General features: G+C 50.7%; 9 protein-coding genes and 1 pseudogene. All 10 read right to left on the bottom strand.

Going from position 1 to position 13,167, the window contains the following annotated elements; all coding sequences use genetic code 11:
* Positions 1–283: pseudogene (locus B3D59_RS03905) on the bottom strand (phosphatidylserine decarboxylase); the annotation flags it as partial.
* Positions 284–529: 246 nt separating this feature from the next.
* Positions 530–2,710: an SUMF1/EgtB/PvdO family nonheme iron enzyme gene (locus B3D59_RS03900; protein ID WP_286817815.1), complete on the bottom strand. Its 2,181-nt coding sequence runs from the start codon at positions 2,708–2,710 to the stop codon at positions 530–532.
* Positions 2,711–2,713: 3 nt separating this feature from the next.
* Complete coding sequence (locus B3D59_RS03895) at positions 2,714–4,546, bottom strand: AAA-like domain-containing protein (protein ID WP_286817814.1); 1,833 nt, start codon at positions 4,544–4,546, stop codon at positions 2,714–2,716.
* A gap of 83 nt (positions 4,547–4,629) precedes the next feature.
* Positions 4,630–5,796 carry an ABC transporter permease gene (locus tag B3D59_RS03890; protein WP_286817813.1) on the bottom strand — a complete coding sequence of 389 codons (1,167 nt, stop codon included), beginning with the start codon at positions 5,794–5,796 and terminating at the stop codon, positions 4,630–4,632.
* Positions 5,797–5,819: 23 nt separating this feature from the next.
* Positions 5,820–6,977, bottom strand: a complete 1,158-nt coding sequence (locus B3D59_RS03885; protein ID WP_286817810.1) for an ABC transporter permease — start codon at positions 6,975–6,977, stop codon at positions 5,820–5,822.
* Positions 6,940–7,647, bottom strand: a complete 708-nt coding sequence (locus B3D59_RS03880; protein ID WP_286817809.1) for an ABC transporter ATP-binding protein — start codon at positions 7,645–7,647, stop codon at positions 6,940–6,942. Before B3D59_RS03880 ends, B3D59_RS03885 begins: the two co-directional genes overlap by 38 nt.
* Positions 7,640–8,851: an efflux RND transporter periplasmic adaptor subunit gene (locus B3D59_RS03875; RefSeq protein ID WP_286817807.1), complete on the bottom strand. Its 1,212-nt coding sequence runs from the start codon at positions 8,849–8,851 to the stop codon at positions 7,640–7,642. Before B3D59_RS03875 ends, B3D59_RS03880 begins: the two co-directional genes overlap by 8 nt.
* A 281-nt stretch (positions 8,852–9,132) precedes the next feature.
* Positions 9,133–11,526, bottom strand: coding sequence for a hypothetical protein (locus B3D59_RS03870; RefSeq protein WP_286817806.1), 2,394 nt, complete (start codon positions 11,524–11,526; stop codon positions 9,133–9,135).
* Between the two features lie 161 nt (positions 11,527–11,687).
* The gene (gene arfB / locus B3D59_RS03865) at positions 11,688–12,098 is read right to left on the bottom strand and encodes an alternative ribosome rescue aminoacyl-tRNA hydrolase ArfB (protein WP_349676859.1); all 411 of its coding nucleotides are present in this window, start codon (positions 12,096–12,098) and stop codon (positions 11,688–11,690) included.
* A 100-nt stretch (positions 12,099–12,198) separates the two neighbouring features.
* Positions 12,199–13,092, bottom strand: a complete 894-nt coding sequence (locus tag B3D59_RS03860) for an NRAMP family divalent metal transporter (RefSeq protein ID WP_286817802.1) — start codon at positions 13,090–13,092, stop codon at positions 12,199–12,201.
* Positions 13,093–13,167: the final 75 nt, after the last annotated feature.

Raw genomic sequence — 13,167 nt, 5'->3', positions numbered from 1 at the left:
AAACTTTTCGAAGGGTATCCAGTTTTGCAGGATCTCCTGCCACCTCACTTAAATCAATGCCGTGGGCAGCCATAAATTTTCCGGCATCTATCGGGGAGTTTAAAAAAGGCAGATCATAGGAAACAGCCCCGATCAGGCTGGACATCCTGGCCGAAATTATCAGACGAAACAAAAAGGAAGCTTTTTCGCGTATCGGCGAATAAATGGCGCTGATAACGGGATCTGCTTTAAGGATTTCGGTTCTGACCTGCCGGGTTTTGCGGTCTATAAATTGATGTTTCATAATGCAGGCATTATGCCCGCACTTTGTTTTAACCGTGTTACCTTACGACTAAAAGAATATGTGTGACGTATGAGAAAATCTTGAGATGTGCACAGGCAATTAGACGGATTTGCCGCTGATGCCGGGTCCGCATCCCAGCCGGCCAAACAGCGGTCCGCCGTTCCCCTCCGGGACGATCCCCCCGGCAGCCTGCTCCGCCGACGGCATGCCGGGCACATCGCCCTCCGGTCCACTCTGTGCCTTGCTTCACTGGCCAGACTTCCCCTGCTGACCTGGGAGCAGAACCAGCCGGAACCCCAAGCTGAGGTCGCGGTAGGACGGGAGGATGCCGTCGCGGGCAGCGGACCGGCAGAACTCGGCCGGGCCGCCGAACGCGCCGCCGCGGACCACCCGGACCGCGCCCGAAGCTCGACCAATCCGGACCGCGCCCGAAGCTGGACCAATTGGATCTCTTGACGCACCTTCTGAATACCTGTCATACCAATCCGAACACCACTCCCAAACGTTGCCGCTCATATCATAGATGCCGAGACCATTCGGCAATTTCCCGCCAGCTTCATGCGTTTTACCATTGCTGTTTGCCTCATACCATCCCAATTGTTTCAAATCATTCCCGCCGGCATATTTTTCGGGTTTGCCGCCGCTACGTGCTGCATACTCCCACTGCGCCTCAGTCGGAAGCCGGTACTGCTGTCCGCTGACAGCATTCAACCTTTGAATGAAATCCTGAACATCGTGCCAGCTAACGTGTTCCACCGGCAGGCGCCCCCCCCGGCCGAAGTACGATGGATTAAACCCCATTATCAACGCCCATTGGGCCTGGGTCACTTCAAATTTGCCGATCTCGAAGGTCGAAAGACAGACCCTATGGACCGGTTTCTCAGCATCTGAGCAGGAGTCCGCCCAATCTCCGCAACCCATATCAAAACAACCGCCCGGAACAGAAACCATTTCTAATTGATCGGGCACCTGCCATTGGAATTTTGGGTAATACACAATGGTCATATCTGCTTCTACATTCGCTTTCCACGGTTTTCCATAAAATCGAATAGTGAAAAAATTTGCTCCGATCCGCAGATGATTGAAGTCAATAGACATCTGGCCGCCTTTGATTTTATCCAATTCAGAGCTTGCTTGAAAAACCTTTCCGTTCAGCGTGATCTTTCTTGGTTCAGGCAACAGCATGGAAATGGGCAGCGAAATATCAGATTGGGTGACATAGTGGATATCTGAATCCATCCAAGGCAAATTTTGAATTTTGACAAACGTGGGAAACACCAGGGGCTGAATAATAAAAAACCAGAGAAGCACCAGAACTAGTCCTGTTGAGGATGCATAGGCCACCATTGTTACCCGGTCGCTTGGCAGGTTTTCTTTAATCCATTGACGATCAAAAATGGACTGGTAAATTCGGTTCCGTGCAACCAGCCGCCCTTCCTCCAGACGCACAACGCCGGAAAGAAGCAGCCGGGCATGGACCGGAGACCGTTCGTCATGGCTGATATTTGTGCCGGACAGCACCGCCTTATAGATTTTGAGCGTCTTACGGGGATGATGGTGCTTATCCAGGAGATAATTGCGAATAAAATACAGGTGGGTGCTTTTCTTAATCTGCCGTTCCAAATAGGTGTCATGAACCGCATGGTCCAGATTGTCAACGGTTCTCTCATTTTGCGGCAAGCCGTACATTTTTTCACAAAGGGCCTGTACCATCAACGGCTGCCCGGCGGTCCAGTAAAAAATGCGCCCGATCACCTTGTCTGAATCACTGCCGAGAATCATCCTGAACGGTCCGGCATTTTCCTGGCTGAAATCGGTCAGGGTGATTTCCCTGCCGATATTAAACGGTGTCCGGGAACGGTCCTTGATAAAGTCCGAAGGAATGGCAACGCCTATCAACACGTAGGTCAGGCGCTTGAGGGTCGGGTTATCGGCCCGGGCATTGGCCAGCGTTCGCAGGGTGGTGAAAAAATCATCGGAAAACGGCAGGGGCAACGCCGAATCAATTTCATCGAAAAAAATAACAACCCTTCCGTTTATTTCACCCAAAATGACATCTTCAACAAAGGTGATGAAACGCTGGGTCGGCCCCAGCCGCCGATGATCACCCCACCAGGATAAGGTATCGGCCGACAGTCCCAATGACCGTTCGATCTGATAAATGACATCACTCAGCCATTGGTCGAGTTCAGTATGGTTCCCCAATGGCTGCAGGTCCACCACGGCACTGCGAAACCCCAGTGTGTCAAGTTTTCCCCGGGCATGGACCATGAGGCTGGATTTTCCGGTCTGACGCGGGGCAAGCACCAGTGGAATTTCATTTTTTTCCAGGCACTCAATCAACTCTGCATCGGCAGGACGTTCCACATAACTCGGGTGCCCGCTTTCCAAGGTGCCGCCGACCTGAAAAAAAGCGTCTTGGGTCATGGACTAAAATTTTCCTTTCAAGTAGGTCGCATACAATTCGCAGGCACAAACCAGCCGCCCATCAGCATCTTCTTTCACCAGCCCTGCTGCTGACAACCGGCTGGCCAGTTTGACGTTCTTGCAGCCGTTTCCGGCCAGAACGCTTTTCATGGCCAAGGCCAGGTCCGGCTTTTCCTGCAGCTTTGACAGATAAGGGTTGATATGGGATTGGAATATCCCGCTGCCTGCGGTTCCGGCATCAAACAAATCATTTTCGCGAGCCGGTTCCAATGTCAAATGGTGCAGCAGCAGATGGACCAGATAGGGACGGCCGCCAACGTAATTCATGATCTTTTCTATCAGCCCCAGTTGATCAATGAATCCGTACTGCCTTACAAATGCCTGGGTCTCCTCAAAGGTAAAGGCGTCCAACGCCACCCGCACCCCCACATTAAACGGTGACTGGGTAAGATCGTCTATAAAAAAACGGGGTTCCGAAGAGGTGCTTAAAAGCCACCTGACGTTCTTCCAGGCCGGATCAATTGCCCCCCGGTTATAAAACGCCCGCAATACGGAGAAAAAATCTGACCGTATCGGCATGGAGAACACCCGGTCGACTTCATCCAGACAGATCAGGAGCGGAGTATCGTTGCCGGAAAAAACGGCCCGATCCAGAAACGTGGTGACGTTGCGGTCGACATTGGCGTTTGGGTTCCATAAAGCATCATTGAATCGACCAAGGTTCAGCTGGGTATCCATCTCAGTTAAAATGACCTGCCAGATCCCGGCCAGGGTTTCGAAATGGTGCCGCTCAAGGCTCTGTAAATCGACCATTACCCATCTAAACGGCATCTCTTTTTCACGAGCGTCGGCGTACAGCCTAAGAATCATGGAGGTTTTTCCGCTCTGCCGCGGCCCCTGGAGGGTAACCAGACCGCGGTGGCGGCTGATACCATCCAGTACTTCCCCATCTTCCCGACGTTCGATATAAAAATGTGACGCTACATCCATCGCCCCACCGGGCAGCACGAGATCCGTGAATTTTTTAAAGGGTTGGGGCTCGGATATGTTGGACGGTTGTGCCGGTCCCGGCTCGATATTTCTAAAAACAGATTTAAAAATTCGAGCCAAACCACTTCTCCAGTCGTGAAACAGGTCCTCTATATTGAGAGCAAGAAGTTTCTCTTCGGTCACTCTACAATCATCCAGCCTGACCGGTATGACGAAAATATCATCCGACGGGAATTCATCGAGGATGTCAAGCGCCCGCTTCATCTCCGCCTGAACATATCCTCGTTTGGAAACCGAATGGGTCGATAACAGGACGATGACATAATCACTGTCTCTTAAGGCATGACCAATCGCTGCCTTCCACTTCTCACCGGGAAGGAGGTTCTTACTATCCAACCATGGTTCAGCCCCGGCTTTTTTTAAATCACCATAGAGCCGCTCGGCCTGGATCTGATTTTCACGGGCATAACTGATAAAAACTTTGGGCGCTTTTTTACTTTTGAAAACTCGACTTTTTTCGGGAGGGTTTAACTTATTCGCGGTCTGACTGCCTTGACCAGACTCACCAAGCCTTACAGATTCGACCGTATTATCGGCATTCAAATGAATCCCTCCGGAAACGTGAATATGATCTCCAACAGCACCCACCTGACTGTTTGTGATGTTCGGTTGAGTTTTCACGTTCACATCCCCTTTGTTTGTTACATTCACCTCACTGCCGATTCCCCTTTGCTCACTCTTTTCGTTACTTTTTTTTAGTACTTTTTCAGCCACCCAACACATCACAACCACACCAATGCCTGAAAAAATCCACTCCCAGGCCTTATTTTCAACCAGCCAATCCATTCCAGTCCTCCTTTTTCAAGAGCCTGTTTGATATTTTTGCCTGCAGTATACATATAAAATAGAGGACAGACCAAACTTTCTTCCTAACTTGCCCGTAATGCCTCAATGATATTCATGCGCGACGCCCTCAGTGCCGGTAGCAGGCCGCCCGCAAACCCCATGATCAGTGAAAAGGCAATGGATTTGTAAACGATTTCAAAGGTCAGATGAAAGGAAAAAGCCAGTTCGGAAAAGGTTTGAAAATTGGTGGTGGAAATGCTGGCAAGCTGCAGCACAGAAGCCATAAGCAACCCTGTAATGCCACCGATCAAACCCAGGAAAAGCGATTCTGCCAAAAAGGCGACAAGAATGCTCGTTTTCTGAAATCCCAGGGCACGCAGCGTGCCGATTTCCGCTACCCGATTGGCGACTGCCGTATACATGGTGATCATGGCACCGATCACCGCACCAATGGAGAAAATAAGGGTCAGTGCCAGCCCCAGGATTCGAAGAAACGTGGCCAGTGCCTGGGATTGATCCCGGTAATAGGTGGTTTCACGTTTGCATTCCACGGTCAGCCGGGGATCTTTTTCCAGACGCGTTATGACGTCTGAAAATTGCTGAGGGTCTCGCAGTTTAAAAAGGAGACTGGAATAGACGGTCCTTCGGAAAGCCTGCATGAACTGATCCACATCTCCCCAGATCTCGGAACTGAATCCGGTCTTTCCGGCATCAAAAACACCGACAACCGTCCAGGTTCGCATGCCAAAGGAGAGGGTTTCACCCATCCCCACGCCTTGAAACCGTTTGACAATATTTTCACCTCCGATAATTTCAAGGGAACCGGGCCGGGGCAACCGTCCTGCAATCAATTTAATCTGGGGCCGAAGCTTGAGCGAATTTTTATCAATGCCTCGAATGACAACGTTTGACGGTTTGTTGCTGCCCCGCTTGGACAAACTGATGAGCACCACCAATTCCCTGGCGGACAACCGTTGACCATCGGCTCCGAATGCGATTTCCGGCTGGGTTTCCATAATGGAAGCCTGAAGGCGGTCGATGCTGCTCTGCACCTCGGAAGTGGAGGACTTTCTGATAACGATAAGGTTATCTTCGGATCCGGTGTCCACCAAAGTTTTTTTCAAGCCTTCGGACAACATCAGCAAAGAGGCAAAAACAAAGACCACCAACGCCATGCCCCCTGCGGTAAACACCGTGGTCAGACGCCGCGTCAGAAGGTTTCTTACACTATATAAAAAAGGAATTTTCAAAATAGACCCCTTTTGTTCACTCTTTAATCCACCCGCCTCAATCCATCGGCAATACTGATTTTACAGGCATGTCGGGCCGGCAAAATCGTTGCCAGGGTACCCACCGTCAGCGCCACCCCCAAATCCATATAGATCGTCGTGATATCAACGTTGAAGACGGGAAAAACCGTCCCCACGGCATTGCTGAAAACCCTGCTGACAGGATAAGTTAAAACCATCCCCAACAGGCCTCCGCTCAGGGTAATGACAAGGGACTCTCCCCAGATCAACCCCCAAATATAGAAGGCACCAAACCCCAAAGTTTTGTAGATGGCATATTCACCAATCCGTTCACGCGTGGTCATGGCCATGGTATTGGCCACAACCGCTAAAATAATCACAATGATCACCCCGGAGACGATCTGAATCACCCAGATCAGCGCATCACTCATGGCCACAAAACTCATCTGAAACGCTTTTTCCGTTTCAGTCAGGGTTTCGGCCAGGGAATTTTTAAAATTTTTATCAATAGCAGTGCAGACCTCTGCCGCCCGGTCAGGATCAGTCAGTTGGATGATGTAATATCCGACCTGATTGGCACGTCCCGAAGTCGATTTTTTAAGGGACTCGTTAAGATAATCCCAATGAAAAAAAAACATGGATTGATCGACCGTCTGGTCCCGCCCCCGGTAGATTCCCTGTAATAACAGTTCCCAGTTACCGGGAAAAATCGTACCTTTAAGGGTGATGGTATCCCCGATTTTCCAGCCAAAGCGTTCAGCCAGTCTGCCCCCGGCGATACAGGCCTTGCGGTTGGTTAAAAAAGCTCTGAGCTGATCAGGCGGCAGGATAAATTCAGGGTAGAGGGCCAGATAGGTTTGGGGTTCCACGGCAAAGTTGGCAAAAAAGTTTTTTTCCTCAATGTAAATCCCCCCAAACCAATTGCCGTAAGAAACCCCTTTAACCCCATCGGTTAAACGAATTTTATCACGATAGGCCAGGGGCAATGGAAATATCAGTGAAATGGCGTTCCGGGTCACCAGGCGGTCGGCGGAGGATGCGGCCACACCGGCGTACCAGGCACTGATGACAGTGCGCAGCAAGCCAAAGGCAAGAATGGCGATACACATGGCAATGATTGTCAGGATGGATCTCAGCTTGTGCCTAAAGGCATTCCGGACCAAAATCTTCAGTATATTCATGTGCCAGAACACCTTTATCGAGATATTGCACACCGTGTGCCCGTTTGGCGGCACGCGGGTCGTGGGTTACCATAATAATGGTTTTGTCCAAATCGGAACGAAGACGATCCAGGAGAAGCAGCACATCGTCGGCTGATTTGCGATCCAGGTCACCGGTGGGTTCATCAGCCACCACCAGGGTCGGATCGGTCACAATAGCACGGGCGATGGCCACCCGCTGCTGCTGACCGCCAGAGAGCTGACCGGGATAGTGATCCCCGCGATCGGACAAATTAACCAGATTTATGGCAGCCTGTACATGCCGGCGCCGTTCCTTCTTGGAAAGGTTGGTCAAAAGCAGGGGCAGTTCAACATTTTCAAAGGCGGTCAGCACGGGAATAAGATTGTAGAATTGAAAGATGAATCCCACATTAAGCGCCCGCCAGTCAGCCAGTTCACGTTCCGAAAGCGTTGTAATATCGACACCGGCGACCCGGATAATACCGCTGTCGGCCTTATCCAGACCTGCAATGAGATTGAGCAGGGTGCTTTTTCCCGAACCCGACGGCCCCATCAATGCGATAAACTCCCCTACCCCGATGGTCAGGTTGATGTTTTCCAATACCGGCAACACCTGGCTGCCACGTCGGTAAGACTTGTACACCTCAATGATTTCAACCAAATCAGTCACTGATCACGACCTTCATGCCCTGCTTAAGGCGGTGGAGGGGGTTTAAGGCAATAACATCCTCTGACGCCAAACCGGACTTGACTTCAGTCATATCACCCAATTGTCGACCCAAACGGACGGTTTTTTGAATGATTTTGCCGTCCTGCACCAGAAAAACAATGTTTTCCCCGTTTGCTTCCATTAAAGCCGCCCTTGGAACCGCCATGACCGGCTCTTTTTCGGCAACCGTCAGGGGCTGCGATAAAAAGGCCGCTTTGGCGCTCATTTCCGGCAACATCTGCCGGTCCTTTTCCAGAAACGCGATCTTGACCATCACAGACGCTTTGCTGCGATCCGCCGTGGGTACAATCATATGGACCCTGCCGGCAAACCGTGCCTCGGGCAGTGCATCCAAACGGATTTCACAGGGTTGTTTAACATACACTTGACGGATATTGGATTCCGACACATCCACCTCGACCATCAACGAATCCATGTCCGCAATATTCACAACCGCAGATTTAGAATCGGCAGCAGCACCCACCGGTGTTACAATATCACCGATGTCGGCATTCTTGGTCAATACAAGGGCGTCAAAAGGCGCTCGAATGACGGCATATTCCAGATTCACGGCCGCCTCCCGAAGTGCGGCACGGCTTGCTTTAAGGGCCGCCTCCTCCGCCGAAAGAGCCGCACGGGCCGTGCGGTAGCGTGCCTCGCCGACATCATATTCCGCCATGGAAATGTATTGTTTCGGCAGCAGCTGTTTATTGCGCTGGTGGGAGCGGGTCGCATCTGTCAGCTCGGCTTTGACCTGTTCGATTTTAAAACGCACAAACTCAAGATCAGCCAAAGCCCGGTTACGGGCAGCCTCAAGGTCATCACTTTCGAGCCGGGCAATCTCCTGACCGGCTTTGACGGGACTTCCTTCTTCAACAGAGAGCGAAACCAGGCGGGCGGTTATTTTCGACGCCACCGCCGCTTTACGCTGGGCCACCACATAACCGCTGGCATTGAGCAGGGTATAGGCTTCAGAAGGATAAAGCCCCACAACCCGGGCAACATCCACTTTCACGGCCAATGTTAAAACGCCCTGGTAATACAGCACACCCACAATGATGAGGAACGCCGGCAGCAGAAGTAAGTAAACAAAGTGCTTTTTCTTTCCCCGGCGAGCAATGCGTGATTTATCGATGTTGAGAACGGAAAGATCGTCGTTTGCCACAAAAGATCCCCTTATGAAATATACTGTTGATATCTAAAAATTGTTGAATTTCGATTCTAAAATCTAAAATTTCGTATCAAGATTTAAGTGGGAAGTAAAGGAATTTGGCGCATCGCGGATTAGTGTGTCCTTGAACGGAAACCCGTGTTCGGACGAAAAGTTGCCCAGATGCAAGGCGCAAGGAAAATTGCACCCGGAGCAACCTTATAATTGTGAGGATTGCAACTTTTCTTGCAACGCCCCAGATAGGTTGATCAGATGGGTGACTTTTTGTTCAAACACTATCTATCTTGCCAGGCCTTCATCTCCCGGCTTACCACAAGCACCATCAGGTAAATAAACTTCTTAAGCGTTTCAGGCGCACAGGTCTCATCCATAAAATCCTGGCGCATGGATTTTAAAAAGTTGAGTATATCCCGGCTGCCTAAAATCTGCCCAAGGGCCTGCCCATATGAGGTATCCCGATATCTTGCCCACAGGTCTATCTGCTCAAAAGCCTTGCCGAGCAGCTCAAACCCCTGGCTGATATGGGCCTCCCTCAGGGTCTTCCCGTAATATGCCTCTGCGTGTCTATTAAACACTCTGCCCGGCATGGACATGGGGTTGTGTTTACCCGAACCTTCAAGAATACCCTGGGTAATCCGGCCGCATGCGGCATGGGTCTGCGGCATATTCACCCGATTTTCCAGATCATCAAGGAGGGATGAACAGTTCAAAGCCGACACAAGATCGGCGCCATCAGTTTGAATCAGGGAAATCAGGGCCCGCTGGTATTCCGCTACCAGAACCCGGGTGTAACCCGGATACCTGTGGCTGTGCCTGGTTTTAGCGGTATTTTTCAAAATTTTAGCCAAAAACCGATTCCGGGTCCGGGTTTTAACAAAAAAAGTGGGGATACCAATGGCCGTACAAAAAAATATCTGGCGACGCTCGCTTTCAACGGTCGGGGAATCGGGTATCATGGTATGGTCCACCTGCCGGGAATAGAGATACTTCTGGGCCAGGGCCGTGATCAGCACCTGCAGGTCCGCAGCCTTTCCCATATCCCTGACAACATCTTCAAACACGCTGAAGTAGCGGTGTTCAAACCCGGAATACCCCATCTGGTGATATTTCCTCAAACGGACCAGCTGGTACAGGGCCATGCGCCCGTCAAACACACCCATTTCGGTGAGGTCCTTTTTAAGATCAGCCTCGCTTTCCAAACTGCCGTTCAAGGCCGGGCTCTGGAAGGTGCTCATCACCGAGGTAAAATAGTCAATGAGCCGGCCATCCGGCACAAAATCCCCTTTGAGCCTGAATATATTTGCAATCATGTGATCCAGCCATATCGGGCCAAAGGGGGTCATGGATTTGCCCATGACCTTGAGATGGGCCTTCTTCTTCCACCGCCGCCAGATCATGCGCAAATGGGTATGGATCAGTTCGTGGGGCATAAAGCCTAAAACCCGTTCCGGGTGAAAATCCTGGAACTCAAACCTGTGGGGGGCGGCCGAATAGGTGGTGGCAAACAGGGGCAGAAAATGCTCCCAGATTTTTATTGTCAGATCGCCTGTATATTTTTCCTCCAGGGCCGTAAACCCTGATCCCGGATCAGACATGCACCGGGACAGTTTGGTGCTGCCAAGACTGATATGGGTGCCGTTATTGGCCAGACTGATATTGGAGGTGTTGGGCAGCACCACAAGGTTGGAGTTGATAATGCCGGCCTCCTTGAGCTGAGCCACGGCATTGATCTGGCTGCGGGACAACACCTTGTGACAGACACTCATGTACTCTTTTTTTTCCTCTCCCCGGTCCCATCCGGACAGACACGGGCTCATGAACAATTCGCGGTAAAACGCATCTGAAACAACATCGTTAAGACGTTTCTGGTCCCCGGGAGGGGTGGCGGAGAAGAAAACCTTTACCTTCTGGCCATTTTCATTGAGCTCAAATTTATGCCCGGCGTAGGCCACCAGGGCCTGGGTCAAAAGAAAACGAAGCAGGGTTTCTGCAGCCAGCTTTTCTCCCAGACTGGCTGTACCATCTGATTTAACAGGATAAAAAGAAAAAAGCTCCGGCGAACTGTTATCATTGGAAAAATGGGCGAGCATTTTTTCGCCCCAGGTTTTTACCGGTTCCGGCACCCCATTGTCACCGCCAACCGCATCAGCCAGGGCCAGCTTGAGCAGATAGGAGACAGGCACCCGGACCTGGTTTTCCCCGTTTTTTTCAAATACGAAACAGGCGGCATCCCTGCGGTATTCTGATGCGGGGATGGATTTATCTGCCTTCAGATCCTTGTTAAACACCTGATTGGCAAACCGGTTTAGCACCCGGCGGGGAAACCATACCCAGGAATTTTCCCAATCTTGTCCATCTTTATCCTTGAGCAGACGTTCCAGGGCCATGACCCGCCGCTGGGGCGTTTCGCCGGTCCTGGCCTGTTCCACAAGATTCCGGTAATAATTGGAAGTTTCAATAACCCGGGCCAGGTCGATATTTTCCCGCTTCCCCGCAACCACCGCCTGAAATTCATTTTCAGCACCGGCCGTGGCATCCCCGTCCATAAAAGGCAGGGTCTGAACAAAACTGTCAGGGGTCTGGTCGTTCAGGCCCACAGCTGCGCTGATCCGGTCCAGACACCGGAGCATATCATACGGCGTGGGCACCTTATTTTCGTTACGTTTCATGGCTGCAATCATGTTGGGGAGTAATCCTGTTCGAAATATTTATGAATATTTAACTCATAAAGAAAATAGTATTTTATTATTACGCTGATGTTACAAGGATGCTAAGATTTTATGAAACAATTTCCGGAAACGCCGCAGATGGGTGACTTTTTGTTCAAAAATTAAATATTTATCTTTTTTCTTAATACTTTAACCCTGCTGCGCCTGTTTTTCGAATCAAGGCGCTGCTCTTTCGATCCCCGGGTCGGCCGGGTGGCTTTTCTTTTTTTCACAGGCCGGAGAGCCCGTCTGATCAATTCGGCAAGCCGTTCCAATCCATCTTCACGGTTTTTTGCAGCGCTCCTGAAAGTCATGGCTTTGATCACGATAATCCCCTGCGGGGTAATACGTTTGTCGCTGAGAGACAAAAGTTTTGCCTTAATCTCTTCGGTAAGATCCGAGGCATGGATGTCAAAACGGATATGAACCCCTGAAGAGACTTTGTTCACATTCTGCCCCCCTGGTCCCCGGGACCGGATGGGATAAAATTCAATACTGGTATCCGGGATGGATATGTGATCGGATATTTTCAAATGCACCTTCCTTTCTAAGAGCCTGTTTAAAAATTAGGGGATCGAAGCGAAATCTCATGAAAATGAGATTGCAGCCGATTCATCAATTTTTAAACAGGCTCTAAAGCCCCCCAACCCACTTTATCCCTAGAAACAGGGTAACCAGCAGCGCGAAGCCACCTGCAATATTTAACACAGGACCGTTTCTGTACTGTTTTGCCCAGTTCCTATCGTTGAGCAGCCATAAAAATATCCCCACAAAAAAGGGGGTGCCCAGAAACGACAGTGCCAGCATGATCAATAAAAGGTTAACCGGCCTGCCGGAAAGAAAGGCACCGGGAAGGGCAATGAGGCACCCGGCCAGAATTGTCAGCCGGTACCTNNCAGCAATAAAGGTGGGCATAATCGTTGAAAACACGGCACTCCAGATACCCAGACAAAAGAAGGCGTGGGCGTAGGACCCTAAAAGCGGCGTGATGGCATCAGCCATTTCAAAAAGGGTATTCACATGGATACCTGCCGGGTGAAGTACACAGGCGCCGGTCAGATAGATGGCCGTGCAGTAAAGCCCGAATGCCCCAAGAAGAGAAACGGCCGTATCAAAACGGGCTTTTCCCAGATCTGACACCCCCCACCCTTTTTCATGCACGGTATAGGTCTGCATGGATAAAATGGTCACATGGATGGAACCGCCCATGATAGCGGTCATCATCAGAATCTCAGCTTTCCCGAAATGGGAAAAATCCGGCAAAAGCCCGTGAATGGCCATACCCAGGTCCGGCTTTGCAATAAAAAGGGTGCCGATAAAACAAACCACAAGCAAAGAGACAATAATCTTGCACAACATTTCAACAATCCTGTATCCCCCATGGGCCACCAGAATATAAAAAGCCACGGTAAACACGACACCCCACCAGGGCATAACAAGGCCGGATACATATTCGGTCACGGCAACCAGAACTTTTAAAAGCACCACATTGCAAAGCCAGATTACGGCAAGGGCGTCCAGGGTCACAAACCAGGCAGGCAGAGTCCCCCATTTGTCCTACAATGGAAACAATCCCCCGCCCCCCGATCAGCGCGGTCTTGG

This window comes from Desulfobacter sp. UBA2225, assembly GCF_002348205.1.
Taxonomy (GTDB): domain Bacteria; phylum Desulfobacterota; class Desulfobacteria; order Desulfobacterales; family Desulfobacteraceae; genus Desulfobacter; species Desulfobacter postgatei.
This window is presented reverse-complemented; position numbering and strand designations above follow the sequence as displayed.